Origin of the sequence: Corynebacterium singulare (assembly GCF_000833575.1) — a bacterium.
Taxonomy (GTDB): Bacteria; Actinomycetota; Actinomycetes; order Mycobacteriales; family Mycobacteriaceae; genus Corynebacterium; species Corynebacterium singulare.
The window spans coordinates 1239773-1265863 of sequence record NZ_CP010827.1; the positions used below are offsets into that span (position 1 = coordinate 1239773).

At 60.4% G+C, this 26091-nt stretch carries 23 protein-coding genes and 1 pseudogene; 11 read left to right on the top strand and 13 right to left on the bottom strand.

Features of this window, described 5'->3' with window-relative positions; genetic code table 11:
- The first annotated feature begins 15 nt into the window (after positions 1-15).
- Positions 16-414 carry an arsenate reductase/protein-tyrosine-phosphatase family protein gene (locus CSING_RS05735; protein WP_042530500.1) on the top strand — a complete coding sequence of 133 codons (399 nt, stop codon included), beginning with the start codon at positions 16-18 and terminating at the stop codon, positions 412-414.
- Positions 415-516: 102 nt separating this feature from the next.
- Here the strand turns inward: CSING_RS05735 and CSING_RS05740 are convergent.
- The 4 genes and pseudogenes from CSING_RS05740 to CSING_RS05755 form a co-directional block, all read right to left on the bottom strand.
- Positions 517-930, bottom strand: a pseudogene (locus tag CSING_RS05740) (alpha amylase C-terminal domain-containing protein); the annotation flags it as partial.
- 65 nt (positions 931-995) lie between these two features.
- A complete protein-coding gene (locus CSING_RS05745; RefSeq protein WP_042530503.1) occupies positions 996-1679 on the bottom strand; it encodes a hypothetical protein in 684 nt (227 codons plus the stop codon).
- Between the two features lie 231 nt (positions 1680-1910).
- Positions 1911-4031 (bottom strand): 1,4-alpha-glucan branching protein GlgB, encoded by a 2121-nt coding sequence (glgB, locus tag CSING_RS05750; protein ID WP_042530505.1) that lies wholly within the window; start codon positions 4029-4031, stop codon positions 1911-1913.
- A 48-nt stretch (positions 4032-4079) separates the two neighbouring features.
- On the bottom strand, positions 4080-6086 hold the full coding sequence (locus CSING_RS05755; protein WP_042533205.1) for a maltotransferase domain-containing protein: 2007 nt from the start codon (positions 6084-6086) through the stop codon (positions 4080-4082).
- Between the two features lie 93 nt (positions 6087-6179).
- Here CSING_RS05755 and CSING_RS05760 point away from each other — a divergent pair, with 93 nt between their 5' ends.
- The 7 genes from CSING_RS05760 to CSING_RS05790 all read left to right on the top strand — a co-directional run bounded on the left by CSING_RS05760 (position 6180) and on the right by CSING_RS05790 (position 16985).
- The gene (locus CSING_RS05760; protein WP_236684051.1) at positions 6180-6992 is read left to right on the top strand and encodes an ABC transporter ATP-binding protein; all 813 of its coding nucleotides are present in this window, start codon (positions 6180-6182) and stop codon (positions 6990-6992) included.
- 52 nt (positions 6993-7044) lie between these two features.
- Positions 7045-7872: an NUDIX hydrolase gene (locus CSING_RS05765; protein WP_042530509.1), complete on the top strand. Its 828-nt coding sequence runs from the start codon at positions 7045-7047 to the stop codon at positions 7870-7872.
- 12 nt (positions 7873-7884) lie between these two features.
- Positions 7885-9033 carry a THUMP-like domain-containing protein gene (locus CSING_RS05770; RefSeq protein WP_042530511.1) on the top strand — a complete coding sequence of 383 codons (1149 nt, stop codon included), beginning with the start codon at positions 7885-7887 and terminating at the stop codon, positions 9031-9033.
- 34 nt (positions 9034-9067) lie between these two features.
- Positions 9068-9868: an electron transfer flavoprotein subunit beta/FixA family protein gene (locus CSING_RS05775; protein WP_042530513.1), complete on the top strand. Its 801-nt coding sequence runs from the start codon at positions 9068-9070 to the stop codon at positions 9866-9868.
- Positions 9869-9880: 12 nt separating this feature from the next.
- Positions 9881-10840, top strand: coding sequence for an electron transfer flavoprotein subunit alpha/FixB family protein (locus tag CSING_RS05780; RefSeq protein ID WP_042530515.1), 960 nt, complete (start codon positions 9881-9883; stop codon positions 10838-10840).
- Complete coding sequence (locus tag CSING_RS05785; protein WP_042530517.1) at positions 10840-11976, top strand: cysteine desulfurase family protein; 1137 nt, start codon at positions 10840-10842, stop codon at positions 11974-11976. The genes CSING_RS05780 and CSING_RS05785 overlap by 1 nt, the downstream gene beginning before the upstream one ends.
- Before the next feature lie 95 nt (positions 11977-12071).
- A complete protein-coding gene (locus tag CSING_RS05790; protein ID WP_042530519.1) occupies positions 12072-16985 on the top strand; it encodes a DEAD/DEAH box helicase in 4914 nt (1637 codons plus the stop codon).
- Between the two features lie 147 nt (positions 16986-17132).
- Here CSING_RS05790 and CSING_RS14060 read toward each other — a convergent pair whose 3' ends face one another.
- A complete protein-coding gene (locus tag CSING_RS14060) occupies positions 17133-17387 on the bottom strand; it encodes a hypothetical protein (protein WP_236684052.1) in 255 nt (84 codons plus the stop codon).
- 372 nt (positions 17388-17759) lie between these two features.
- Here CSING_RS14060 and CSING_RS05800 point away from each other — a divergent pair, with 372 nt between their 5' ends.
- Positions 17760-18914, top strand: coding sequence for a glycoside hydrolase family 25 protein (locus tag CSING_RS05800; RefSeq protein ID WP_042533207.1), 1155 nt, complete (start codon positions 17760-17762; stop codon positions 18912-18914).
- Here the strand turns inward: CSING_RS05800 and CSING_RS05805 are convergent.
- On the bottom strand, positions 18911-19744 hold the full coding sequence (locus CSING_RS05805; protein ID WP_042530523.1) for a spermidine synthase: 834 nt from the start codon (positions 19742-19744) through the stop codon (positions 18911-18913). The genes CSING_RS05800 and CSING_RS05805 overlap by 4 nt on opposite strands.
- 94 nt (positions 19745-19838) lie before the next feature.
- Here CSING_RS05805 and mnmA point away from each other — a divergent pair, with 94 nt between their 5' ends.
- Together mnmA and CSING_RS05815 are read left to right on the top strand one after the other, a co-directional pair.
- On the top strand, positions 19839-20924 hold the full coding sequence (mnmA, locus tag CSING_RS05810) for a tRNA 2-thiouridine(34) synthase MnmA (protein ID WP_042530525.1): 1086 nt from the start codon (positions 19839-19841) through the stop codon (positions 20922-20924).
- Positions 20925-21833, top strand: a complete 909-nt coding sequence (locus CSING_RS05815; protein WP_042530527.1) for a uroporphyrinogen decarboxylase/cobalamine-independent methonine synthase family protein — start codon at positions 20925-20927, stop codon at positions 21831-21833.
- Between the two features lie 8 nt (positions 21834-21841).
- Here CSING_RS05815 and CSING_RS05820 read toward each other — a convergent pair whose 3' ends face one another.
- From CSING_RS05820 to CSING_RS05855, 7 genes are all read right to left on the bottom strand, one after another.
- Positions 21842-22972 carry an ATP-binding protein gene (locus CSING_RS05820; RefSeq protein ID WP_042530530.1) on the bottom strand — a complete coding sequence of 377 codons (1131 nt, stop codon included), beginning with the start codon at positions 22970-22972 and terminating at the stop codon, positions 21842-21844.
- 71 nt (positions 22973-23043) lie between these two features.
- A complete protein-coding gene (locus tag CSING_RS05825) occupies positions 23044-23439 on the bottom strand; it encodes a type II toxin-antitoxin system VapC family toxin (protein ID WP_042530532.1) in 396 nt (131 codons plus the stop codon).
- Complete coding sequence (locus CSING_RS05830) at positions 23436-23684, bottom strand: FitA-like ribbon-helix-helix domain-containing protein (protein ID WP_236684053.1); 249 nt, start codon at positions 23682-23684, stop codon at positions 23436-23438. The genes CSING_RS05825 and CSING_RS05830 overlap by 4 nt, the downstream gene beginning before the upstream one ends.
- Positions 23685-23723: 39 nt before the next feature.
- Positions 23724-23984: a hypothetical protein gene (locus CSING_RS05835; RefSeq protein ID WP_042530536.1), complete on the bottom strand. Its 261-nt coding sequence runs from the start codon at positions 23982-23984 to the stop codon at positions 23724-23726.
- A 441-nt stretch (positions 23985-24425) separates the two neighbouring features.
- Positions 24426-25028 (bottom strand): cadmium resistance transporter, encoded by a 603-nt coding sequence (locus tag CSING_RS05840; RefSeq protein WP_042530539.1) that lies wholly within the window; start codon positions 25026-25028, stop codon positions 24426-24428.
- Positions 25025-25384: a Cd(II)/Pb(II)-sensing metalloregulatory transcriptional regulator CmtR gene (gene cmtR, locus CSING_RS05845; protein ID WP_042530541.1), complete on the bottom strand. Its 360-nt coding sequence runs from the start codon at positions 25382-25384 to the stop codon at positions 25025-25027. Before cmtR ends, CSING_RS05840 begins: the two co-directional genes overlap by 4 nt.
- A gap of 441 nt (positions 25385-25825) precedes the next feature.
- The gene (locus CSING_RS05855; RefSeq protein WP_042530546.1) at positions 25826-26089 is read right to left on the bottom strand and encodes a hypothetical protein; all 264 of its coding nucleotides are present in this window, start codon (positions 26087-26089) and stop codon (positions 25826-25828) included.
- Positions 26090-26091 lie beyond the last annotated feature (2 nt).

The following is a 26091-nucleotide window of genomic DNA, read 5'->3' on the forward strand; positions in this document are numbered from 1 at the left end:
CTAAAGTACGGAGGCATGACCTCCGTACTTTTTCTCTGCAACACAAACCGCGGCAAGTCCCAGATGGCGGCCGCTCTAGCCAAGAAGCATGCTCCTGACTGGAATATCTATTCCGCTGGCGTAAAGACCACTGAGCAGCATCGTGAGCAAGGCGTGAACGCCGAAGCACAGGCCTCGTTAGCCAAGGTGGGTGCCGATATGTCGGGAACCCCGACGCTCATCGATTCATCCTTGGCAGCCTCCGTCGACCATGTCGTCGTCGTTGGTGATGCACACTACGACGGTGAGGCCGAGCGCTGGGAGATCGAGGATCCCTCGCTGCGCGGCATGGAGGGCGAGGAACGCATGGACGCGTTGCGCGATGATATTGATTCGCGCGTTCGTGACTTCATTAGCGCTCACGCGCAAGATTAAAAAGACAACTGCCCGAACTGACAAAGATAGGCGCTGGGATCGAATCCCAGAGGATACTTTTGTCAGTTCGGGCAGTTGTGTTTCGACAGTCTAGCTTCAGGCCTAGCCGCGGAAGGCGTACCACTGCACCGAGTTGGCCGGCAGGTGCAGGTGAAGGTGGTTGTTTTCCGAGCGCACGTGGTGCGGCAGGTCGTTGCCGGCGCCTTGGTAGACGGCGTCGTCCGTGTTGAGGACGAGTTCCCACTCGCCGTCGCGCGGTACCCACAGGTCGTAGTTCGGGACGGAGCTGCCGGAGAAGTTGCACACCGCGAGAAGCGCAGAGCCGTCCTTGCCGTAGCGGACATAGCCCAGCATGTTGTTATTCGCGTCATCGGCCTTGACCCACTGGAAGCCGTCCTGGGTAAAGTCCTGTGACCACAGTGCTGGGTGCTGCTTGTACACCACGTTGAGGTCACGCACGAGGCGCTTGATGCCGTGGTGCCATTCATTGCCCCAGCCCTCCAAGTTGGACCAGTCCGCGAAGGGGCCTGCCCAAAAGTGTGATTATGGGTCCAAGAAGCGGTGATGCGCCCAATCGAACGCTAAGTCAGCGGCTGCTGGTCTCCGAAACTCCAGTGATAGTCAAATGTTTTGAGCTCTGGCTGGCGCCAGTCATTTCGCTCCTCCAGATGAACCATTGTCCACACGTCATCAACGTCCGATCCGATATGACGGGCAAAGAGAACGGCCATCGAGATTTCCGTGTCGATTACGACTTCTTTCCACATCTGGTGTCTTTTCATCTCATCGTCGGAGTAGCTCACCACGCGGATGTAATGCTCAAACCCTGCTTTGGATGCCCGCGTAATAGACCGCGGATAGTGTAACCACGGTGGATTTTTAAACGTGTTACCCCAAAATTCCGGATACCGATTGTAGTAGAGAAATACGCTTGGGTTTCCAGCGCCAGAAGGTGGAGCACCTAGGTGGATTAACTGATTATTACAAGCATATGGGCCGTCGTGACTGATCTCCACGCCGTTTATGAAGGTAATTAGTTCCGATTGAGCAGGATAAGCATCAACGTGATAGGTCGTGTAGTCAGTGAACGGTCCGTCTTCATCAGCAGTACCGTCGGGATAATAGATGCAATCGTACGAGACGTTTCTTGTGAGGTTATGTGCCATGAGCTGCTTCAGCACACCAGAGGAACACAAATCTACTATTTCTTCGCATTCAATCACTCCTTGGTTTTCGCAAAAATCATCCCACAGAAAGCTGTGCATATTTGACTCCTCCCCTTAACGGGGTTTACGTATGATCATCAATAGGATTGGTAAACCTACACAAATCAGCATGATGGGAATACTCGGGACAATCGTAACGCCCGATAGCGAACCTGTACCCACCAAAGCTCTGGTTGTAGCCTCATTCGGGAACTTTAAGCGAGATACCATCTACTTCGGTAAAAAGGTGCCCGGCTCTTTAGGAATATCGTAGGTAACTTTATCTGCGTTTTAGCCGCGGAATGCGTACCACTGCACCGAATTAGCCGGCAGGTGCAGGTGAAGGTTGTTGCCTTCCGAGTGGACGCGGTGGGGCAGGTCGTTGCCTGCTCCTTGATAGACAGCATCGTCCGTGTTGAGGACGAGTTCCCACTCGCCGTCACGCGGTACCCACAAGTCGTAGTTCGGGACGGAGCTGCCAGAGAAGTTGCACACCGCGAGCAGAGCCGAGCCGTCCTTGCCGTAGCGGACATAGCCCAGCATGTTGTTGTTGGCGTCGTCAGCCTTAACCCACTGGAAGCCGTCCTGGGTGTAATCCTGCGACCACAGAGCCGGGTGCTGCTTGTACACCACGTTGAGGTCACGCACGAGGCGCTTGATGCCGTGGTGCCATTCATTGCCCCAGCCTTCAAGGTTGGCCCAGTCCACGGAGTTTCCCTCAGACCACTCGGTGGTCTGGCCGAACTCTTGGCCCATGAACATCAGCTGCTTGCCGGGGTGGGAGAACATGTAGCCGTAGAGGGCGCGGAGGCCGGCGGCCTTATTCCAGTCGTCGCCAGGCATGCGCTCCCACAGCGAGCCCTTGCCATGGACAACCTCATCGTGGCTAAACGGCAGAACGTAGCGCTCCGAGTAGGCGTAAATCATGGAGAAGGTCAGCTCGCCGTGGTGGTAGCTGCGGTGGATGGGCTCGTGCTTGAAGTATTCGAGCGTGTCATTCATCCAGCCCATGTTCCACTTCAGGTTGAAGCCCAAGCCGCCCTCGTGCGTCGGGGCAGTCACACCCGGCCAGGAGGTGGATTCCTCCGCAATGGTGAGAACACCCGGGTGGGTGCGGTTCAGCGTGGCGTTGGTCTCCTGGAGGAATTGGACTGCCTCAAGGTTTTCGCGGCCGCCGTACTGGTTGGGCAGCCATTCATCGCGGGAATAGTCCAAGTAGAGCATGGAGGCTACGGCATCAACGCGCAGGCCGTCGACGTGGAATTCCTCAGCCCAGTACAGAGCATTAGCGACGAGGAAGTTGCGGACTTCGTTGCGGCCGAAGTCGAAGACGTAGGTGCCCCAGTCTGCCTGCTCGCCGCGGCGCGGGTCCGGGTGCTCGTAGAGGGCCTGGCCGTCGAAGCGGCCGAGGGCCCACTCATCCTTGGGGAAGTGGGCAGGGACCCAGTCGATGAACACACCGATGCCGGCCTTGTGGAGGTCATTAATGAGCGCGCGCAGCTCATCCGGGGTACCCCAGCGAGCAGAAGGCGCGTAGTAGCCGGAGACCTGGTAGCCCCACGAGCCGCCGAAGGGGTGTTCAGCCACGGGCAGCATCTCCACGTGGGTAAACCCATGTTCGAGCAGGTAGGGGATGAGTTCTTCGCGCAGGCTGTTGTAGTTGGCGCCCACCTTCCAGGAGCCCACGTGCAGCTCATAGATGCTTATCGGCACATCGAGGTCGTCGTTGCGCTGGGTCATCCACTCGTCATCGGACCATGCAAACTCGGACTTCGTGACGACGGAGGCAGTCTCCGGCGGAGCGATGGTGCGCTTGGCCAAGGGATCAGCCTTGTCGACGCGCGGGGCGTTCTTTCCGTGGACGGCGAACTTGTAGCGCTCGCCCTCACCGACGCCGGGGATGAAAAGTTCCCAGATACCGGTGGAACCCAGGCAGCGCATGGGGTACTGGGTTGGGTTCCAACCGCAGAAGTCACCAACCACGGCAACACCTTCTGCATTTGGGGCCCACACGGCGAAGGCGGTGCCGGTGACCTCACCCAGGTCGGTGGTGTAGGTCTTGAGGTTTGCGCCGAGTACGTCCCAGAGGCGCTCATGGCGACCCTCACCGATGAGGTGCTGGTCCAGGGTGCCCAAGGTAGGCAGGAAGTGGTAGCCATCGGCGACTTCGATTGAAGGCTGGTCTGGGTAGGTGATCCGCAGGCGGTAATCAGATTCCTCCGCCAGCGGAGCCTCCCAGATATCGTCACCCACAGGAGCCATGGTGACGATCTCCGCCTCGGTGACGAGCTCGACGGCTTCGGCGCCGGGGCGGCGAGTGCGGACGGTTCCTTGGTGCCATCCATAGAAATCATGCGGCGCATGGTGGCGGCAATTGTTCAGGCGTTCAAGATCAGAGGCCGGGATGTTCATAATGACCAAATTACCTAACTCTGACCGTCCGCGCGGGCCAAAAGGAAACTAGGCGCGGTAGTCCTCGACACGGCGCCACGCCAGCTGCTCCTGCAGGTCATGGTCGGCAGGGGGCAAGATGAAGATGTGGGCGACGTCGCGAAGCGGCTCTAGGCGCACAAAGTTACGGTCAGACCACTCATATGCCGAGCCACTGATGGCGTCTTGGACGGTGAAGTGGTCGCCCGGTTGGCGGCCCACGGCCTTAAGGTCTAGGTAGACCGTTGCTTCCTGGGCGTTGCGCGGATCAAGGTTGACCACCACGAGCACGACGTTGCCAGTCGCCGCATCTGCCTTGGAGTAGGCGATGATGGCGTCATTGTCGGTGTTGTGGAAGCGCAGGGTACGCAGCTGCTGGAGGGCCGGGTTTTCGCGGCGAATGACGTTGAGAAGGCGGATGTAGGATTCCAAGGAGTCGCCGGACTTCAGCGCGGCCTGGAAGTCACGCGGGCGCAGCTCATACTTCTCCGAGTTGAGGTACTCCTCGCTGCCCGGGGCCACTGCCTGGTGCTCGTAGAGCTCGAAGCCGGAGTAGACGCCCCACAGCGGGGAGAGCGTGGCGGCCAGGGTCGCGCGGATGGCAAACATGGCGCGCCCGCCGGTCTGCAGTGACTCGTGGAGGATGTCCGGAGTGTTGACAAAGAGGTTGGGGCGGCAGACATCGGCCTGCTCCACATGCATTTCGGCGAACGTGGTCAGGTCATACTTGGACGTCTGCCACGTGAAGTAGGTGTAGGACTGGGTAAAGCCAGCCTTGGCCAGGCCGAACAGGCGCGGGGCGCGGGTAAAGGCCTCGGACAGGAAGATGACCTCCGGGTGGGTCACGTGCACCTTGGAAATCAGCCAATTCCAGAAGTTCGCCGGCTTGGTGTGCGGGTTATCCACGCGGAAGGTGGTAACACCGGCCTCTACCCAAATCATGACGATGCGGTAGATTTCCGCGTAAATACCGTCCGGGTCATTATCGAAGTTGAGGGGGTAGATGTCCTGGTACTTCTTTGGTGGGTTCTCGGCGTAGGCAATGGTGCCGTCAGCGAGCACGGTGAAAAACTCCGGGTTGCTCTCCGCCCACGGGTGGTCGGGGGAAGCCTGCAGCGCTAGGTCCAGCGCCACCTCGAGGCCCAGTTCCTCGGCCTTGGTCACCAGCTTCTTGAAGTCCTCCATCGTGCCCAGCTCTGGGTGAGTGGTGGAGTGGTCCTGGATGGCCCACGGGGAGCCGACATCGCCCGGCTCTGCTACCACGGAGTTGTTCTTGCCTTTGCGGTGCACCTCACCGATGGGGTGGATAGGTGGGAAGTACACGGTGTCGAAACCCATCCCGGCGACGCGCTCAAGGGCCTGCGCTGTGGTGTCGAACGTGCCGTGTACGGGATTGCCGTCTGCGTCCCAGCCACCGGTGGAACGCGGGAACAGCTCATACCAGGAATTGAAGAGGGCATCTCGGCGTTCGACCAGTACCTCGTGAATCTCACCTTCCACCAGCAGGTGGCGTAGAGGATGGTGGTGCAGAATCTCGGCCACCTCGGGGGACAGTGCGGTGCGCACGCGCTTGTCGACGTCCCCCTTCTCATCCCGCAACTCCTTCGACGCGGCGAAGAGCAGGTCTGCCTTCTCGCTCGGGCACTGAATTGCGGCCTCCTCAAAGAGTTCCGCGCCGTGGAGGAGATCGTTGCTGAGCTCTTGGGCAGATTGGCCTGCCTCCATCTTCTTGGTGACGGCGTTGCGCCACGTGGCCATGGGATCCGACCAGGCATCGATGCGGAAGAACCAGCGGCCGGGGGTAGCTGGGGTGAAAACTCCGTGGACGCGGTCTTGGTCATTCGGGTCCACCGTCATGGTGGAGGCAGATGTAGCGGGGGAGTCGTTGTTCCACACCGACAGGGTTGCGGCGACGGCGTCGTGGCCCTCGCGCCACACCAGTGCGGTGACAGGAACAACCTCACCTACCACGGCTTTCGAGGCTACTGCGCCGGAGAGAGAAGGGCGGACATCGTCGATACCAAGGCGTTGAGTCATGCCCATAGAATAATGCAGCTGTGTCAGTTTCACCGGGGAAGGAAAATATCGGCCACAATGGTTCCTGTGAACACACCTGAGCAAACTGGCGACATGAACCTTGAGAACCAGCCCACCGATGAGGATTGGCTGATTGACTTTCGCGGCGTCGAGCTGCGCCGAGGCGGAAATACCCTGGTCGGCCCCGTGGACTGGCAAGTCGAGCTCGACGAACGCTGGGTCATTATCGGGCCCAACGGCGCAGGCAAGACCTCGCTCGTGCGCATGGCCTCGGCCGAGGAATTCCCCTCTGCCGGCGTGGCCTACCTCATGGGCGAGCGCCTGGGCAAGACTGATATGCGCGATCTTCGCGCGGCCATCGGTATTTCTTCCGCCGCCGTGCAACACCGCATCCCGGACGGCGAGCGCGTCGATGACCTTGTGATCTCTGCCGGATATGCCGTGCTGGGCCGATGGCGCGAGGACTACCAGGATATGGACTTCTCCCGCGCCGATGACATCCTGCACCAGGTCGGCGCCTACCACCTAGCCAAGCGCACGTGGGGCACGCTGTCCGAGGGTGAGAAGAAGCGCGTCATCCTTGCCCGCGCGCTCATGGCCAACCCAGAGTTGCTCATCCTCGACGAGCCCTCCGCCGGCATGGACCTCGGCGGCCGCGAGGATCTCGTGGGGTACCTGGGTGATTTAGCCATGGACCCGGATGCCCCTGCCATCGTCATGATTACCCACCACGTGGAGGAAATCCCTTACGGATTTACCCATGCGATGATCCTTGATGAGGGTAAAGTCGTGGCCAAAGGACTCATTAACACGGTCCTCACGTCGAAGAACCTGTCCACAGCGTTCCACCAGCCCATTCAGGTGGACCGCATTGGGGATCGATACTTCGCCCGCCGCATTCGTTAGTCGGAACAGCCCTTGATAGCGCGTTAGCGGTATCAATGACATGGAAAGTTGCATGAGCCAGCCCTACCACGACGCCCTGGACGCCATCGACCATGGCGACACCACCGGCTTCAATGGTGCCCGCTTGGCGGCAACGGTGCTCCTGCTGCGTGATAGCCCCGATGGCCTCCGCGTGTGGATTCAAGAACGCGTGCACACCATGCGCACTTACCCCGGACACGTCGTTTTTCCCGGCGGGGGAGTCGACCCTCGTGATTTCCCGCCCCGATCCTGGGATTCTGGCGAGCTCTGGGCCGGGCAGTCCGTCATCTCGATGGCCCGACGCATGGGAGTGACCAAGTACAAGGCCCACGCCCTCGTCTTCGCCGCCGCCCGCGAGCTCTTCGAGGAAGCCGGCACTCTGCTGGCGATCCGCGAGGACGGCATCGTCTCCGATGCCTCGCGCTACCACCGAGAGCGCGAGCTTCTCGAAACCCACGAAATCTCCTTCACCGAGTTCTTGGCCCACAACGGCATGCGCGTCGACGCCGACATGCTCCTTCCGTGGTCTCGCTGGGCGGGGGAATTCAAGAACCACTGGTTTGACACCTTTTTCTTCATCGGGGTGCTCCCCGAAGGCCAAGAACCCGACGGCGAAACCGGGGAAGCCGACGATGCCGGCTGGTTCGATCCCCAGCTCGTCCTTGACGGTTGGCGCGCCGGGCTCGTGCGCCTAGCCATCCCCACCTGGGCACAGCTCAAGCGCCTGACCTCCTATGCCACGGTCAAGGAAGTTCTTGATGACGCCTCCTTTTCCGACCTTCGCCCCATCATCGGTGATCCCGAAGACGACGAGCGCTACCGCGAATACTTCACCACGTCCCCCATCGACCGCATCTAGAAACACCACACCATGAGCTATACCCTCGACGAGGTCGCCTTCCTGCGCGAAAACACGAGCGCTATTGACGCAGCCGCCGCGGACCTGGAGGGGACAAAGAAGGCGCAGCTGAGGGACGTCGCCAAGCTCCAGGCCCAGTTCGGCGAGTACGGGCGCGCGGTGGCCGAGCTACTCCACTCCCGCCGCTCAGGGAAACTGCCGGGGGAGTGGCTCATGGACCACGACTCCGCACAGCAGGCCACGCCCCCAGCCGTCGCCGCCTACCGTGCGCAGTTCCTGCGTGAACGCGGCGTCGACCTTGTCCACGACCTCACCTGTTCCATCGGTACCGAAGGTCAGGCTTATGCGCCCGGCACCTACGTGGGAAGTGACCTTGACGCCTCGCGCGTCGCCATGGCGCAGCACAACATCGCGCACCCAGTCTTCCGCGCCGATGCGCTCACGACGACAACCTCGGCGCAGGTGTGCATCGCCGACCCCGCACGGCGCCAAGGCGGCACCCGCATCACCCGCCTAGACCAACTCCTGCCGCCTCCGCAGGCTCTCCTAGACACGCACGGCGAGATGGCTATCAAATGTGCCCCAGGTATCGACCACTCCGAGTGGGAAGGCCTCGCCTGTGTTGTGAGCCTTGACGGCGGCGTAAAAGAGACCTGCCTATACACACCCGGCCTGGGGACAGGCAAACGTGCGGTGATTCTCTCCACGTCCTCGGCGGTTGCCCCAGACGTCATCGAGGACGACATTCAAGAACACGAGCTTCCCGATGCCGGCCCCATCGGACGCTTTCTCATCGATCCTGACGGCGCCATCGTGCGCGCCGGGCTGGTGCGCCATTACGCCGCGCGCGAAGGCCTGCACCAGCTGGATCCGCGCATCGCGTACCTCACCGGCGACCACCTGCCGGAGGGGACTTCAGGATTTGAATTCATTGAGCTGGTGCCCATGAAAAAGCTCAAGGCGGCCATGTCGGCTCACGACGTTGGCTCACTGGAGATCCTGGTACGCGGGCAAGACGTGGACCCGGACCAGCTGCGCAAGAAGCTCAAACTCAAAGGCTCCACGGCTAAGACGCTTGTGGTCACCCGCATTGGGGCCAAGGGAGTCGCGGTGCTGTGCGGACCGCGAGTAGTATCGTCCGAAGGTAATTACGCACCCTAATAGTTTCAAAATTTACGGAAGGGGAAGTGCCCACATGCCAGTCATTGTGGCTCTGGTTAAACACGTACCGGATACGTGGTCAACGAAGACCCTCGAGGCGGATCACACCTTGGACCGCACCTCGGTGGATAACGTCATCGACGAGGTCAACGAGTACTCCGTCGAGCAGGCGCTGCGTCTGCGAGACGACAATGCCGACGCCGGATACGAGGTTGTCGCCCTCACCATGGGCCCGGCGGCTGCCGACGAAGCCCTGCGCAAGGCCCTGGCCATGGGCGCGGATCACGCCGTGCACGTTGTCGACGATTCCCTCGCCGGCGCCGATGCCTTGGCTACCGCCTGGGTTCTCAACGCCGCCATCACCAAGGTGGCGGAGAAGTTCGGTGAGGTCCAGGTCATCACGCTGGGCAATAACTCCTCGGATGCTTCCACCGGCCTCATCGCCGGTCTGCTGGCTGAATACCGCCAGCTGCCCGCGCTCACCGAGCTCAAGGCCGCCTCCCTGGCTGGTGCTACTGCCACCGCCACCCGTGAGGATGCCCACGGCCACTGGGAACTCAGCGCTAACCTGCCGGCTATCCTGTCCTTTACCGACAAGGCCGACAAGCCGCGTTTCCCCAACTTCAAGGGCCTCATGGCCGCCAAGAAGGCAGAGGTCACCACGTTCGCCGTGGCGGACCTAGGCATCGATGGCGTGCCGTCCACCACCACGGTCACCGCCTCCGCACAGCGCCCAGCCCGTACCGCTGGTGAGGTCATCACCGATCCGGATCCGGCCGTGGCTGCCGCCAAGGTTGCTGACTTCTTGGCCGCCAAGAATCTCATCGAGGGTTAAAGGAGAAAACACATGTCTCACGTTTATGTCCTAGTTGAGCACGAAGAAGACCAGCTCAGCCCCGTCACAGGCGAGCTCATTACTGCCGCCCGCGCTCTCGGCACCGTCTCCGCCGTCGTCGTGGCCAAGGATGCGGCCACCGCCTCCTCCTTTGACGCCGAGCTGGGCAACCTCGGCGCCGCCCAGGTTGTTCAGGCCACCGCTGCGGACTATGAGCAGCGCATCGTCACCCCAGAGGTTGACGCCCTCCACGCGCTGGCCGCCAATAACCCGGCGCCCATCGTGCTGGCCGCCACCCCGACCAACAACGAGATTGCTGGCCGCCTTGCGGCTCGCTTGGGCTCTGGCGCCCTCGTCAACGTCGACGGCATCAACGCTGACGGCACCGCGCACCACACCATCTTCGGTGGTTCCTACGAGACCTCCTCGAAGGCCACGGGTTCTGTCATCTACACCCTGCGTCCCGGCACCGTCACGGCGGACCCGCAGCCGGTCACCGCAGCGCCCGCGCCCTTCGAGCTGCCTGCCGCCACCGCGAAGGATGTCACTGTCACCTCCTTCACCCCGGCGGAGAAGACCGCTCGTCCGGAGCTAACCTCCGCCAAGGTCGTCGTTGCCGGCGGCCGCGGCGTGGGCGATAAGTTCGCTGACGTGGTTGAGCCGCTTGCCGATTCCCTCGGTGGCGCCGTCGGTGCCACTCGCGACGCCGTGGACGAAGGTTTCTACGACCCCGCCCACCAGATTGGTCAGACCGGTGTGACCGTATCCCCGAAGCTCTACATCGGCCTGGGCATTTCTGGCGCCATCCAGCACACCTCCGGCATGCAGACCTCGGAGACCATCGTCGTGGTCAACCAAGACCAAGACGAGCCCTTCTTCCAGATCGCTGACCTCGGTGTGGTGGGTGACCTTCACGAGATCGCCCCGGCCCTGGCTGCGGAGCTGACCAAGCGCAAGGAGGCCGGCAACTAATGCCACGCTACCTCGATTACGCAGCCACCCAGCCCATGCGCCAAAGCGCCATCGACGCGTGGACTACGGCAGCTAGCTCCCTCAACCCGGGCGCGTCCTATGCCTCTGGGCGCAAGGCGCGCTCTGTGCTTGACGACGCCCGCGAGACCGTTGCCGAGCTGCTCGGCTGCGAACCCATCGAGGTCATCTTCACCTCCTCCGGCACGGAGGCGGACAACATTGCCATCCAAGGCCTTTTCCGCGCTGCGCAGTCGGCTTCGCCCAAAGCCGCGCAGCGCATCGTTTCGACCCCCATCGAGCACCCCGCCGTGCTCGAAACCGTGGAGAAGCTCCAGACTGAGCATGGCGCGACCGTTGACCTGCTCCCAGTCGATTCCACCGGTCACGTCAGTGATTTAAGCGCCCTGGATACCCCGGCCGCGGTGGCCACCTGCATGTGGGCCAACAACGAGACCGGCGCCATCCAGCCGGTCGCGGACATTACCCAGCGCGCCGCTGCGCAGAACACCCCAGTACACATCGACGCCGTGCAGGTCGCCGGCAAGCTGCCCATCAACTTCCACGAGCTGGGTGCCACCACACTCGCGGCCAGCGCCCACAAGTTCGGTGGGCCCCGCGGCATCGGCCTGCTGTTGGCTCGCCGCACCCCAGCGCCACTGCCACTTGCTTTCGGCGGTGGCCAAGAACGCGGGATCCGTCCCGGCACCGTGGACGTGGCTAGTGCAAGCGCACTCGCTGCAGCCCTACGCGAATCCGTCGCGGACATGGAGCAGGAGGACACCCGCCTGACTGCACTCCGCGACAAGCTTCAGGCTGGCATCGAATCCAGCATCGACAACGTCATCATCAACTCTGCCGAGCCCACCCTGGCCTCCCACCTGCACGTGTCCTTCCCCGGAACGGACGGCGATAGCCTCATCATGCTTCTCGACGCCGCCGGTATCGAAGCCTCCGCTGGCTCCGCCTGCCACGCGGGTGTCAACCGTATGTCTCACGTCCTCGAAGCCATGGGCATCGACGAGGAACACGGCCGCGGCAGCCTGCGCTTCAGCCTGGGACGAATGACCACCGACGGCGACATCGATGTGGTCATCAAGGAACTTCCGGAGATCATTCGCCGCGCGCGGTCGGTGTAGGAGAAAACGACCAAAAACGTGTCGCTGTTCAGACGCGTGCCGTAATCTACGGCGTTGTGCCACAGGGGCACTAACCCATCAGGCACAATGTTGTCATGTCGAAGTTCTCTGAGGTCCTAGAACAGCTACGTGAAAACCAACCAAAGGCTAAATATGGCATTGCCTTTGAGAAGCTGATGGTCAACTATTTCAAGACCGACCCGACCTTGAAGAACCAATTCGATGAGGTCTGCCGCTGGACGGATTGGCGCTACAACGGTGGTAAGGCAGATACCGGCATTGACCTGGTAGCTCGCCGCGTGGATGATGGCACGTGGACTGCCATCCAGTGCAAGTTCTATGACTCCAAGGCGCGTATTCAGAAGTCCCACCTGGACTCCTTCTTCGAGGCCTCCGGGCACTCTTTTGAAACGGAAGAAGGACGCGAGCATTTTGGCAGTCGCCTGATTATCTCCACCACGGACCACTGGTCCTCCCACGCGGAGGATGCCCTAGCCAACCAGATTATTCCGACCAGCCGCATTGGCATCTCCGCCATTGCAGAGTCACCCATCAACTGGGACGTGGCGTTCCCTGGCTCAGAGGTGCGGGATAAGACCATCCAGATCAATCTCTCCCAACGTGAGACTTTTGAGCCCCGCCCGCACCAGCAGGCAGCGATCGACAAAGCCATCGAAGGGTTTAAGACCCATGACCGCGGCAAGCTCATCATGGCGTGCGGCACCGGCAAAACCTTTACCGCCCTGCGCCTAGCGGAGCGCGTCGCTGAGGACAACGGCGGCAAGGCCCGCATCCTTTTCCTCGTGCCGTCTATTTCCTTGCTCTCGCAAACCCTGAAGGAATGGACCGCCCAGGGCCGCCTCGACATGCGCGCCTTCGCGGTGTGCTCCGATAGCAAGGTCTCCAAGAAGGCCGAGGACATCGCTGTCTATGACCTTGAGGTTCCCGTTTCTACCGAGGGCAAGGACATCACCACACGCTTTGAATCCGGCAAGCGTGCCAAGGGCCTCAACATTGTTTTCTCCACCTACCAGTCCATCCAGGCGGTACATGAGGCCCAGCAGGTGGGCCTCGATGATTTCGATCTCGTCATTTGCGATGAAGCCCACCGCACCACCGGCATCACCTTGGCCAGTGAGGACGCCAGCAACTTTGTCCGCGTCCACGATGCCGACTACATCAAGGCTTCCAAGCGTCTTTACATGACGGCCACCCCGCGCCTCTACGACGAAGCCGTCAAGGGCAAAGCCGAGGAACACTCCGCGGAGCTGGCTTCTATGGATGATGAAGCCATCTACGGCCCGGAGTTCTACCGCCTCGGCTTCGGTGAGGCCGTGGATAAGGGCCTACTCACGGACTACAAGGTGCTTGTCATGACCGTGGATGAATCCGTAGCTGCCCAAGCCATGGCACAGAGTGAGAACAACCAGGTCAACCTTTCCCTAGCTTCTGCCATGATTGGCGCCTGGAATGGTTTGGCCAAGCGCTCCGGCGAATTGCAAGGCAAGAAGGGCGGTTTCGACGAGGACGCCCAGCCCATGCAGCGCGCGGTGGCCTTTGCCAAGGACATCAAGACCTCCCAACTCATTGCGGAGACCTATCCTTCACTCATCGGTACCCACCAGGAACTGCTGAAAGAAAAGGCAGTGCTTAACGACGTCTCCCTGACCAATATCGACCTCAACGTCGCCGCCCAGCACGTCGACGGCGGCATGAACGCCATGGAGCGCGGCACAAGGCTGTCCTGGCTGGAATCCCCAGCAGGGGAGCACGAGTCCCGCATGCTCACCAACGCGCGCTGCCTGTCCGAAGGCGTAGACGTCCCAGCCCTGGATTCCGTCATCTTCTTCAACCCCCGCAACTCCATGGTGGACGTGGTCCAGTCCGTCGGCCGCGTCATGCGCAAGTCTGAGGGCAAGGACTACGGCTACATCATCCTTCCCGTCGCCGTAGCCAGCAACGTCTCCCCAGCAGAAGCACTCAACGACAACCAGCGCTTCAAGGTGGTCTGGCAGATCCTCAACGCGCTGCGCGCCCACGATGACCGCTTCAACGCGAAGATTAACTCCATCGCCCTCAACGGCACGGCCGGACAGGAAGACTTGCCCATCGACGTCGTTCACGTCCCAGGGGACGACGAGAAAAGCGACGCTGAGAAGCTCAGGGAAGCGGATGAAACCAAAACCCCAGAACCGCAGGCTGATAATTCGACGGTAACCCAGCAGATTGCCTTGTTCTCTCTGGAGCAGTGGCAAGAAGCCATCTACACAAAGCTGGTGGACAAAGTCGGCACCCGCACCTACTGGGAGGACTGGGCTGACGACGTCGCCACCATTGCGGAGAACCAAATCACCCGCATCAAGGCGCTTCTCGACGGCGCCGATGGAACCCTCCGCACAGAATTCGACACCTTTGTCGAAGGCCTGCGCAACAACCTCAACGATGGCATCAGCGAAGACGACGCCATCTCGATGCTCTCGCAGCACCTCATTACGGCACCGGTCTTCAACGCGCTCTTTGAGAACCATGACTTCATCACCCACAACCCCGTGGCCCAGGTCATGGAGAAGATGGTCAAGGCTCTGTCCAAGGCGAACCTCGATACTGAGACCGAGTCTCTGGAGAAGTTCTACGAGTCCGTCCGTGTCCGCGCCACTGAGGTGAACTCTGCCTCCGGTAAGCAGCAGGTCATCAAGGAACTGTACGAGCGCTTCTTCCGCAAGGCCTTCAAGAAGCAATCAGAAGCCCTTGGCATCGTCTACACCCCAGTCGAAATCGTCGATTTCATCCTGCGCGCCGCCGATGATGTGTCCAAGAAGCACTTCGGTAAGGGGCTTACCGACGAGGGCGTGTGCATCCTCGATCCTTTCGCCGGCACCTCCACCTTCACGGTTCGCCTCCTACAGTCCGGCCTCATCAAGCCGGAAGACCTCGCCCGCAAGTACGCCAACGAACTCTTCGCCACTGAGATCATGCTGCTTGCGTACTACGTCTCAGCGGTGAACATCGAGACCACCTACAACGCCCTGCGTGAAGAAGCAGCTCTCCGCAATGGCGAACCCGCACCCGAGTACGTGCCCTTCACGAACATCGCGCTAGCCGATACCTTCCAAATCCACGAGGAAGGCGACATCCCAGATCTCAACATCTTCCGCGAGAACAACGAGACCATCGAGCGCCAGAAGAATGCACCCATCAACGTGGTGATTGGTAACCCGCCATATTCCGCCGGCCAAAAGTCCGCCAATGACCTGAACGCCAACCAGAAATATCCGAGCCTGGATAAGCGCATTGCGGAAACTTATGCGGAGAAGTCTACGGCTCAGTTGAAGAACTCCTTGTACGACTCGTACCTGCGCGCTTTCCGATGGGCCACCGACCGCATCGGCGACCAAGGCGTAGTAGCCTTCGTGTCCAATGGCGGATGGATTGACGGTAACACTGGCGACGGTGTGCGCCTGTCGATGGCGGAGGATTTTACCGACCTCTATGTGTTTAACCTTCGCGGGAACCAACGTACCGCAGGGGAGCAATCACGAAAGGAAGGCGGCAAAGTCTTCGGCTCTGGCTCTCGCAGTACTGTAGCTATAACGGTCGGTGTTAAAGATCCAACAAAGTCAGCCTTCGAGCTGCACTACCGTGACATTGGGGACTACCTGACGGCTGGAGAGAAACTCGATATCGTAGAGTCTTCGACCGTCGAGTCAATCGAATGGCAAAGCATTACACCCAATGATGATGGCGACTGGTTGAATCAGCGCTCAAAAGAGTTCGCAACATGGCCTGCGATCGGCGACAGAAGTCGAAAAGATACAAGAATCTTCAGTCAGTTTTCTATGGGATTGAAGACAAATCGAGATGCATGGGCCTATCAATTTTCTAGGGGCCGTCTGGCTGAAAATGTGAATGTATCGATCGAAGCTTACAACGAGGCCAAAGACAAGAACTCCTTTGATAGAGAACGGATTAAGTGGTCTTCGAAGTTTGATTCGCTAAAGAAGCAAGGGGTAAGGCTCAAATATTCTAAGTCTTCGATTCGCCAAGCGCTTTACCGCCCGTACACCAAACTTAGTGTGTATTACGCACAAAATTACAACGATCGTTTGGGACAACTCCCATCGATGTTCCCAACCCCGGAACACGGAAATATTGGATTCGTCTCGGTAGGTGCCGGTGAATCAGTGATGCCGGCTGCGCTTGCTACTGATCTGCTTCCAGATCTACATGTAATAGCTACGTCACAATACTTCCCCCGCTTCACCTGGGCAGCCGTCTCAGCCGACGATGGTGGGCTGTTTGGTGAGGGCAGCGTCGCTAAGCAGGGCGAGGCCAGCATCTATGGCAAGGTGGGTGAGGTCGTTGACGGCTACGTGCGCGTGGACAATATTACGGATGAGATTAAGGCTCTCTACCGTGATGCACTGGGTGCTGACATCACGGGTGATGACATCTTCCACTTTGTCTACGGCAAGCTGCATGACCCCGGCTACCGCACGAAGTACGCGGCTGACTTAAAAAAGATGCTGCCGCATATTGAGACACCATCCTCGCGTGCGGAGTTCGACAAGTTTGCTGCTGCGGGCCAGGAGTTGATGGACCTGCACGTGGGCTACGAGGACGTGGAGCCATGGCCGCTGGATATTCAGGTCAAGGGTGATGAGTCCGACCGTGAGACATGGCGCGTGCTCAAGATGAAGTGGGCCAAGCGCAAGGACCCGGAGACGGGAAAGAACGTCAATGACGTGACCAAGCTGATCTACAACAAGCGCGTGACCATTGCTGGCATTCCGGCCGAGGCGGATGAGTACATGCTGGGTTCGCGCTCAGCTGTCGCTTGGCTGATTGACCGTTACCAGGTCAAGAAAGATAAGGCCTCTGGCATCGTCAACGACCCGAATGATTGGGCTGACGAGGTGGGCAACCCGCGCTACATCGTGGACCTCATTGGGAAAGTGGTGCGCGTGGCGATGGAGACGGTACGGATTGTGGATGGGCTGGGTTCTGAATAGCGATGCAATAAGCTGAGCCACGGTATTCGTGGCTGTGGCGCATCCTGCCCTGAATTCCTGGATGAACTGAGTCCGCAAGCTTGGGTGGGGCGTCGCCAAGCACAGCGTGGTAGGCAGAGCTATGGAGTTGGCGCCGAGCGTTGGGACCTAAGACAAAAGGTCCAGCCCGAAGTACGCGACAACGGGAATCAACGACGCTACCGAAAGCACGATTGCGATGATGGCTTTTCGTTTGCTTTTAGGCGCGTCAGTGTTGAGCGACGCGATGGCGATGAAGGCAAAGAGTGGTGCGAGAAAAGGCGCTGCAAAACTCATCCCGATAAGGATGAATATGCCGAGGAAGCCGAAGAAGTAGGACGCGGCATCATCGCCGCCCGATGCAACGCTGTCTGCAAAGATCAAGGAGAGTAACCCCAGCGCCCACCCACCCAGAAGAATTGCGGAGCCCCTCAGTGCGAGGTTCTCGTTAAGGAATCTTTTGAAGTCGCGGCGCGGGGGAAGTTCCGTTTCCTGGGACTCTTGAGGTGCGTCGGGGTCGGCGGGCTGCTGTGGGTCGTTGGGAAGGTGTGGGTCGATGGAGGGTGGTCCATGGCGCTGTCCTTCTTTGGCGTCGTTATCGCCTGCTGGGGTGGTGGCGATGTGAAGGGAAGTCTAACAGCGGTTGCTGTTGCTGGGGGCGGTGGACGGGAGTCGTGTTAAATGTGTGGCATAAGAGTTGAATGTTTCGCGTGTTGCTTCAGTGATGTATGTGATTGATTCGGTAGTGTGGCGCGCATGAGCCATGCACGTCGCCTTGTTACCGCCGCCGTTACCGCAGTAGCGGCCGTGGCATTGTCCGTATCCACTGCCGTCGCTATTCCGTCCTATGCGCCATCCGGTGTGGACGTTTCAGGAAACAATCACATGTCCCTGCGTGGAATCGACTGGGATGCCGTGAAGTCTGATGGACAGTCCTATGCCTTCGTCAAAGCTACCGAGGGCGTCGGATTCGTCAACAATCACTTTGTGCGCGATGCCAATGCTGCATCGGCCGCTGGGTTAAAGGTCGGCGCCTACCACTACGCGCGCCCAGCAGGGGATGCCAAGCAGCAGGCAGCCAGCTTCGCGTCCCAAATCGCGCTGGTGCCAACCCAGACTCTGCCGCCGGTGCTCGACATTGAGGTCGATGAGGGCCTGAGCGCCGCGCAGCTTGAGCAGTGGATTGACACCTTCATGACTGAGGTCAAGTCCCTGACAGGCCGCACCCCGATGCTGTATACCTACAAGTACTTCTGGATGGGGCAGATGGGGAATACCACGCGCTTCTCCGAGTACCCGCTGTGGCTGGCTGCCTACCAGGACACCGCACCGGACCCGGTCGGTGGCTGGGACAAACTGGCATTCTGGCAGCGCTCGGGTTCTGGCCGAGTGGCCGGCATTGAAACCGACGTCGACATGAACTTGTTCAACGGCACCGAGGCCCAGCTGCAGTCCTTCTCCGGTGGTAACTACATCGACTTCGGTGGCATCGTCGACGACTTGGTGGTGCCGGGCATCGACCTAGGCGATGACGCCGGCGTGCTCATCGCGGGCATTCTTGCCGTGGCCGCCGGCGCGATGGCGATCCCGGCCGTGGCTCAGGCTGCGCAGGACGCGGGCATCTCCATCGACCCGACCGAACTCATCGAGCAGGCGGAGAAGCTGCTGAAGACCGGCGCTATTAGCACCGGCGATCTGGACAAGCTGGCCAACCACGACGCCACCACCGGCGACTTGGCCCTGTTCCTCGATAACGCGGAGCACGTGCAGGACTTCGACTCGAATAACATTGACCAGCAGGACGTAGATACCGCCGCCGACGTGGCGCGCACCGCCGGTCACGGCGCGGGCGTCGAGGTGCCGGCGTTCGACTCCAAGCAGGTGGCGGACCTGCTTAACAACCTGCTTTAAAGAGCAGGCGTATCGCGACGCGGACTCGCGCCGCTGAAGAAGTGGCGCGTCCACGCCTCGTCGCGGTAGTGGGCGGGCACGGCCCCGCGCAATAGGGGTTTGGATATCGTGGCGGCTGCGGGGGAGCCGTCTGTGGGAAGCTCGGTATCTGAACCAATGAGGATGATGTTGCCGTAGCGCCGGCCCTTAAGCATGGGAGGATCGGCGATAACTGCGACGTGCTCAAAGACTTCTGCCATTCCGGCGAGCTCCGCCTTTGCGCCCTGCAGGTCGGGGTAGTCGCCGCAGTTAGCCACGTAAAGACCCCCGGAACTTAGGGTGGCGTGGGCGTGTTGGAAGAACTCTTTTGTGGTGAGGGATTCTGGCGTGACGGCGCCTGCGAAGACGTCGCGAATGATGACGTCGAAGCGGTGGGTTGGGAAGCCCTCAGTTACTGCTCGTGCCTCGCCGGCCCGGATTTTCACGCGGGGTGCCGAGGGGATATCGGCCAGCTCACGGATGAGCTCCGCCAGCTTTGCGTCGAGTTCGACGACGGTGTTGTGGGAATCTGGCCAAAGATCCGCGAAGTAGCGGGGAAGAGAACAGCCTCCGCCGCCCAAGTGCAGAAGGCGTTTGCCGGGCGCAAGGTGCTCTACCGCAGCAGCGATCCAGCGCATGTATTCAAACTCCAAGGCCCGCGGCTCATCGGGAACGAGGTGGGAGGAGGGCACGCCGTTGATGTTGAGGATGTAGGCGCCGTCGCGGAATGGATCTGGTTTGACCACAAGTTCTCCGGTGGAGATTTCATAGGTGCCGGCGATGGATTCTTCGGTGTTGCGTTTCCTACCCATAGTGTTCCCAAGCTTAGGGAATAGCTCGGTTTGGTGGGGTGTTGGGGTAGGAGACTAGCCTTGGTGGACGACACAGCAACGAGAAGGGGAGAGCATGCGAGTATTGGTAGCCATGTCCGGAGGCGTCGATTCCTCCGTGGCGGCCGCCCGAGCGGTAGAAGCAGGCCACGACGTCATTGGCGTGCACTTAGCCCTGCACAAGGACGCCCAGCAGACCCGGGAGAAGGCGCGTGGCTGCTGCTCCCTGGAGGATTCTGCCGACGCCCGCCGTATCTGCGATAAGCTTGGCATTCCTTTCTACGTGTGGGACTTCTCTGAGGAGTTCAAGGAAGCCGTCATCGGGGACTTCGTGGACTCCTACGCCCGCGGTGAGACCCCGAATCCCTGCCTGCGCTGCAATGAGAAGATCAAGTTCGCAGCACTCCTGCGCAAGGGCATGGCGCTGGGCTTCGATGCGGTGGCAACGGGCCACTACGCCACTATCGACGCCGACGGTTACATGCGCCGCTCCCTGGATGAGAACAAGGACCAGTCTTATGTGCTGGGTGTTATCACCAAGGAGGAGCTGGACCACTGCTTCTTCCCCATTGGCGATACTCCGAAGCCGCAGATCCGCGAGGAAGCGAAGCGCCACGGATTTTCTACTGCGTCCAAGCCTGATTCTTATGACATTTGTTTCATTCCGGACGGCAATACCCAGGCCTTCCTGGGTCGCTCCATTGGGCTGCGCCCGGGAATGATCGTGGATACGCAAGGCAATGAGCTCAAGGAGCACGATGGCGCGTGGAACTACACCATCGGCCAGCGCAAGGGCTTGGACATTAAGACGCCTACTGCCGACGGCTCTCCGCGCTACGTCACCGACATCGACGCAGCCACCGGCACCGTCACCGTGGGATCGCGCGCTGATTTGGCTGTGACCAGCATCGAGGCCGACCGTCTGAAGTACCTGCACCCGGCGATGGAAGGTGACTTCGACTGCGAGGTGCAGGTCCGTGCCCACGGCTCAGTCGTTCCCTGCCGCGCCCATGTGGACCGCGAGGCCGACCGCATGACGCTGGAGCTTTCTGAGCCACTCTCCGGCGTAGCCCGCGGCCAGGCCGCGGTGTTGTACCTGCCGAGCCCGGATGAGCTGGGCGATATTGTCTTGGGCTCCGGCACCATTTGCGGGACTGAGTAGATGACTGGGTTTGCTCTTGGCCCTATGCCCGGTATCTCCATTGCGGAGGCCGCGGACATCATCCTGGGGGAGACGGAGCTTCCCGCCATCCCGCAGCTGCCCGAGCGCGGCTTGGGCTCTGATTCGGTGGGTCGCACTGCGAGCATGCTGGAGGACATCACCATCGACCGCGGCCCGCGCGCGTGGCGCATGACGGCGCGCCCGCAACTGCTGACCCGCCGCGCCTGGGACCGCCTGGAGCGCGATCTCGACGAGGTCCAGGAGGTCTGGGGCGAGACCGTGCCGCGCGTCAAAGTGCAGGCGCTTGGCCCGTGGACACTCGCGGCGAGCATTGAGCTTTCCGACGGCCACCGCGTCCTCACCGATCGTGGTGCCTTTAACGAGCTTGCCGACGCCCTCCGCCACGGCCTCCACGCCCACGCCGACGACGTGGCGCGCCGTTTCCACGGGGAGGTCGTCGTACAACTCGACGAGCCCCTGCTCGCTGACATCGTGGCCGGGCGCATTCCGGGCACCACCGACTTCGACACCATTCCCGCCGTCCCGGACGAGGTCGCGCTCGACCTCCTGCAGTCCTTTGACGTGGACTACCTCTATGCCCCGCCGCTGTGGTCGTTAGCGCCGGCCGCTCCCACGTTCCTCACGGATTTTCGCGGCCTGGACACCCCGCGCCACCTCGACGGCTTGGGTGAGCACCTCAACGCAGGCCACCGCATTGGTCTGGGCATCGAGGGTTCCGATGCCCGCGCGGAGGCCATCGCGCTGGCCCGCCACCTCGACCGCATTGGCATGCCGCGCGAGCTGCTCGTCGATAAATTCGACGTGTACCCAGTCGAGGCTTCCGCTAGCACTTTGCGCTCGGTATCTGAGACCGCCGATATCCTGGCTCGCGACGCCGGTGACCTTTAGTCCAGCTTCTAGTCGACTCGTCCCAGGCTGTCGGTAGAGGTGAAGTAGGCCTCCATATACGGGATGACGAACTGAAGCTGGCCGTGGGCGGTGGGTTCGATGAGGTCGGCGTCGATAAGCCTCTGGCGCGTAGCCGATAGAGAGCGCACCGTCCGATCCTGGTGCGCGGCGATGTTCTTGATTTCCGCCGTGCCATCCTCCATGACCGCGCTCATCGCTTCGAGGAAGAGCCGCTGCGCGGGCGGGAGCGCCAGGGTGGCCGGCTGATGGACCTGGGCGCCTAGAACCGAGATAGCCTCGGCTGATACTGCCGTGACGTCGCGTTCCTCGATGCTGCTTCCACCTCCACGCTGCGCGCTGCCCCAGGCCAATGAACCGACGAGCTGCACCAGGTAGGGGTAGCCGCGGGAAAGGCGCACGGCGGCGGCCACTGCATCATCAGTGAATTCGAGCCCCGAGTGCGCGGCAGTCTCCGTGAAGGCCGCGGTGGCATTAGCAGGAGAGAGCGGACCCAGAACAAACTTCTGGGCGCGGCGTAGAAAGGTCACGCCAGGCAAGTCCAGCAGACGGTTAACGCCCTGCGGCAGACCAGCGGCCACGATGGCAACGTCGAGCTCATCGCGCACGAGGTCCTGGTAGGTCACGGCCAGGGAGGTGAGGTCATCTGCGTCCGCGTCCTGGACCTCGTCGATGGTGAGCAGTACGCCTGTGCCTTTGAGTAGTGCTAAAAGCTCGCGCAGGCGAGTGTTGAGCGTGGGTTTATAGGCCTCTTCGGTGTTGTGCTGAATGCCGATGGTTGCCAGACCGCCAACACCGACGCGGTTGACCTTGTGCTTGTCTGCCGGGGCGAGCTTGTCCATGATGCGCGGGATGGTGGTATCCACGAGTTCTTCCACCATGGAGCTGCGTCCGGAGGCGCGCAACGTAATCCATCCGCGGCTCGAGGCGATATCTTCGAGTTCGTTCAGGAGCACCGTCTTGCCAATACCGCGGGCGCCGCTGATGATAAGCGAGCGGCCGGGTGTTCCCGGCTGCGAGTCAAGGGCAGCCCGAAAGGTATCGAGCACTGCCGTGCGGCCAACCCAAAACAGTGGGGGCACGCCGAACGTGGGGCGGAAAGGATTCTCGTGCGGGGACATAATTGCATCCTAGCGCATTGGGAGATTTGGGAGACTTTTTAAAAGACGGAGATTTTGGAGACTTTTGGCGTTTAAGGCAAGCTGTCCAAGTCAATCGAGTTGGGCCACGCAGCCATGAGGTGAGTGTCTCGACTGACAAGAGGGGCTTCGAAGATGTTGGACACTGCTACATAGGCTGAATCATAGATGGAGAAGGTGTGTCGACGGCTCCACACATGGTTGGCGATGTCGCCTACGCTTATCAATTCAATGTTCAAGTCCATGACATCGTTGGCAAGAAGGCTTGCCGTAGCGCTGTCGATTGCTTCTGTCCGCTCCAATCTTTTCAACACGGTGAGGCATTCCAAGGGCATGTGACTCGGGGTAATAAAATCGAACGCGGGGTAAGCAGTGCTAAGTCGTTGAAGCGCATCTCGTTTCAAGAGAAACTCGATCGCTGCGGAGGCATCGATGACTAACAGTGTCATGAAGCGTCTCGTGCTTCACGTATTGCGGCCACCACGTCAAAGTCCTTCTTGAGTTCAATGGGTTCGCGCTGCGAGAGTTCTTCCAGCTTCTCTTCCAGGGATGGGCGTGAAGCGATCTTCTCAAGGGTCTCTCGCAGGTAGCTAGAGAGGGAAATGCCCTTACTGTCGGCGCGCTTTTTAAGAATGTTGACGACGTCAGCATCGACATCACGGATCTGAACATTGATGGCTTTTGGGTTTGTCATACCCGTCATAATAGTGCATGCACTGTGCATGCACTATGGCTAGTCTTCGTAAGTCTTTGGCGCGCCGGCCTGCCAAGCCACCGCGCCGGCGCACAGAGCGCATGTGGCGACGAGGCCGTACCACCAGAAGTAGTGGAGGCTGTCGTACCAGGGCAGGGCAAGTCCGATAACGGCGACGGTGAGGGTATTCATCAGCGCGGAAATAACGCGTGAGCTAGTCTTTTTGGGGACAACGATTGCTTTCCATGCGGACCCTAGAAGAGAAACAATGATAACGATCATGCTGATAGTGAGGACCACGGTTTCTCCTTAGAGCGCGAGACCGTCGAATAGTGCTTGGGCTAGGTCTTCGGTGCCGGTGAGGGAATCGTTGTTGGCCAAGGCGCCTCGTTTGGGGGCTTTCACGAAACCACCTCAATCTTTTTACGAAACCTCCTGCCAGCCAAAAAATTGGCCGCGACGAAAAAATGACCCACTCCCTTCGTTTGGAGGGGTCATTTTTTCTTGGTCTCAACGCCGTTTTAGGCCTAATTTCGGCACTCGCCCACGACCTCTAGGCCACGGGCTTCGTCCTCGTTGTTGAGGACCAGCCGGTGGTGGCTTCGTTCGCTGGGTGGGGGTCTTGTAGCGCTCCATAGCGGTCTTTTGCTGCGATCACGCAGGACTGGCTGCGGGTAGTTGTTGGGGTTTGAACCGAGAAGGGTGCGCCCAGTCGGGGCCGTTTGGAACGCTACCGCTACGTCATAGCCCGAAGGCTCCACCGCTGACGAGGATCGCGATGCCGAGGCCGATGAGAACGATGGGGAAAAGGATGTGCTCCCAGCGTTCGAGCACTTCCGCGATCGGGGGTCGGGTGGCGACGAACTTTGCCAGGGCCACTAGGACCGCGACGAGCGCGAGGAAGATAACACAGTAGGCGACTACTGCGAGAGGTTCCACGCTGAGGAATACAGGGGTGTAGACGCCGATGTTGTCGCCACCGTTGGCAAAGGTGACGCCTGCGACTGTCCCCACGCCTACCTTCTTGCCGGCAACCTTGGCCTCGTCGTCATCGTCGTCATCGTCTCCGCGCCAGGCCTGCCATGCGGCCCAGAGGCCGAGGCCCAGAGGGATGAGACCGAAGTACGGGATGGCTGTCGAGGGCAGGAATGCTCCGGCGCCCATGGTCACCAGAACCGCGGCACCGAGGATGCCCGCGAATCCGAGGTACTGGCCGGCCAGAATGCGGGCGGTAGTGCCGCGCTGGCCTGCCCCTCGCGCGAAGAAGAGGGAGAGCACGATGATGTCGTCGATGTTGGTAGCTGCGAACAGGCCTATCGCCTGCAAGACCGAGGTGAGGATCATGCGTCCTCCCCAGCTGCGTAGCACCCGGGAAGCGAGCAGGCGGGATCGATGCACCGGGCGTCTTCGTCTACTGCCAAGGTGGCATCGACCAATGTGGTCAGCGCCTGCGCCAGGTGCGGATCGGCGATCTCGTATCGCGTCCGACGCCCCTCGGGCTCGGAGACGACAATCCCACAATCGCGCAAGCATGCCAGGTGGTTGGACACGTTCGAGCGTGTCAGGTCCAGATCTCGGGATAGTTCCGCCGGGTACGCGGGATGGTCGAGCAGGGTCAAGATGATCCGGGATCGAGTGGGGTCGGCCAGTGCACGACCCAGGCGGTTCATCACGTCAAGACGAGAAGCAATGGTCAGCATGTGCTGAACTATACAGCGATCGCTGAACTAGTCAAGTTCCGGATAGCGGTGCAGCTGTCTGCGCTGCTCAAGAGGCAGTGGAAGTAGCAGAGATGGCAGAGATTCCGGCAAAGTTGCGAAAGCAGCGTCGCCAGCTCGAGATTCAACTTGCGCACGAGCCTGGCTTAGTACGCGAGATCCGTTTTCAGGCCCCAAACAATGACCCGAACGGGACAAAACTCGATGACCTCATCATCTTGAACTGGGAAGGCTCGAACAAACTTATCTACCTCATCCGCAGCCTTGACTCGATTCCCGTTTGCAGCGGGGACACTTCAGGGTCCGACGATGGTTCGTGCCGCCAGCGCGCTTTTGAAGGGGGGCAATTACGGTGGGGGCGACGTTATGGATGCGGACCGTGCGGTGAGAGGGAGCAGTCATAACGTCAGTTTGCGGAAGGACTTAGATTGCGCTTTTGGGCTTCGATTCTGCGGCTCGCCAAGCTACTGCGCCGGCGTACAGAGCGCATGCGGCGATGAGGCCATACCACCAGGCGAAATGGAGGTCTGTATTCCAGGGTAGGGTATATCCGATAAGGACTAGGACGAGGGCAGTTATCGCTACAGAAATAGCGCGGTAGACCGTCTTTCCTGAGGTGGTGAATGCCTTCCAGGCGGACCATAAAAGAGCGGCAATGATAACAATCATGCTGATGGTGAGGGACACGG

Excerpts from the sequence above, each read along its gene's own strand:
- CSING_RS05735 (WP_042530500.1), top strand. The coding sequence starts at position 16 with ATGACCTCCGTACTTTTTCTCTGCAACACAAACCGCGGCAAGTCCCAG.
- CSING_RS05745 (WP_042530503.1), bottom strand. The coding sequence starts at position 1,679 with ATGCACAGCTTTCTGTGGGATGATTTTTGCGAAAACCAAGGAGTGATT.
- glgB (WP_042530505.1), bottom strand. The coding sequence starts at position 4,031 with ATGAACATCCCGGCCTCTGATCTTGAACGCCTGAACAATTGCCGCCAC.
- CSING_RS05755 (WP_042533205.1), bottom strand. The coding sequence starts at position 6,086 with ATGACTCAACGCCTTGGTATCGACGATGTCCGCCCTTCTCTCTCCGGC.
- CSING_RS05760 (WP_236684051.1), top strand. The coding sequence starts at position 6,180 with ATGAACCTTGAGAACCAGCCCACCGATGAGGATTGGCTGATTGACTTT.
- CSING_RS05765 (WP_042530509.1), top strand. The coding sequence starts at position 7,045 with ATGAGCCAGCCCTACCACGACGCCCTGGACGCCATCGACCATGGCGAC.
- CSING_RS05770 (WP_042530511.1), top strand. The coding sequence starts at position 7,885 with ATGAGCTATACCCTCGACGAGGTCGCCTTCCTGCGCGAAAACACGAGC.
- CSING_RS05775 (WP_042530513.1), top strand. The coding sequence starts at position 9,068 with ATGCCAGTCATTGTGGCTCTGGTTAAACACGTACCGGATACGTGGTCA.
- CSING_RS05780 (WP_042530515.1), top strand. The coding sequence starts at position 9,881 with ATGTCTCACGTTTATGTCCTAGTTGAGCACGAAGAAGACCAGCTCAGC.
- CSING_RS05785 (WP_042530517.1), top strand. The coding sequence starts at position 10,840 with ATGCCACGCTACCTCGATTACGCAGCCACCCAGCCCATGCGCCAAAGC.
- CSING_RS05790 (WP_042530519.1), top strand. The coding sequence starts at position 12,072 with ATGTCGAAGTTCTCTGAGGTCCTAGAACAGCTACGTGAAAACCAACCA.
- CSING_RS05800 (WP_042533207.1), top strand. The coding sequence starts at position 17,760 with ATGAGCCATGCACGTCGCCTTGTTACCGCCGCCGTTACCGCAGTAGCG.
- CSING_RS05805 (WP_042530523.1), bottom strand. The coding sequence starts at position 19,744 with ATGGGTAGGAAACGCAACACCGAAGAATCCATCGCCGGCACCTATGAA.
- mnmA (WP_042530525.1), top strand. The coding sequence starts at position 19,839 with ATGCGAGTATTGGTAGCCATGTCCGGAGGCGTCGATTCCTCCGTGGCG.
- CSING_RS05815 (WP_042530527.1), top strand. The coding sequence starts at position 20,925 with ATGACTGGGTTTGCTCTTGGCCCTATGCCCGGTATCTCCATTGCGGAG.
- CSING_RS05820 (WP_042530530.1), bottom strand. The coding sequence starts at position 22,972 with ATGTCCCCGCACGAGAATCCTTTCCGCCCCACGTTCGGCGTGCCCCCA.
- CSING_RS05825 (WP_042530532.1), bottom strand. The coding sequence starts at position 23,439 with ATGACACTGTTAGTCATCGATGCCTCCGCAGCGATCGAGTTTCTCTTG.
- CSING_RS05830 (WP_236684053.1), bottom strand. The coding sequence starts at position 23,684 with ATGACAAACCCAAAAGCCATCAATGTTCAGATCCGTGATGTCGATGCT.
- CSING_RS05840 (WP_042530539.1), bottom strand. The coding sequence starts at position 25,028 with ATGATCCTCACCTCGGTCTTGCAGGCGATAGGCCTGTTCGCAGCTACC.
- cmtR (WP_042530541.1), bottom strand. The coding sequence starts at position 25,384 with ATGCTGACCATTGCTTCTCGTCTTGACGTGATGAACCGCCTGGGTCGT.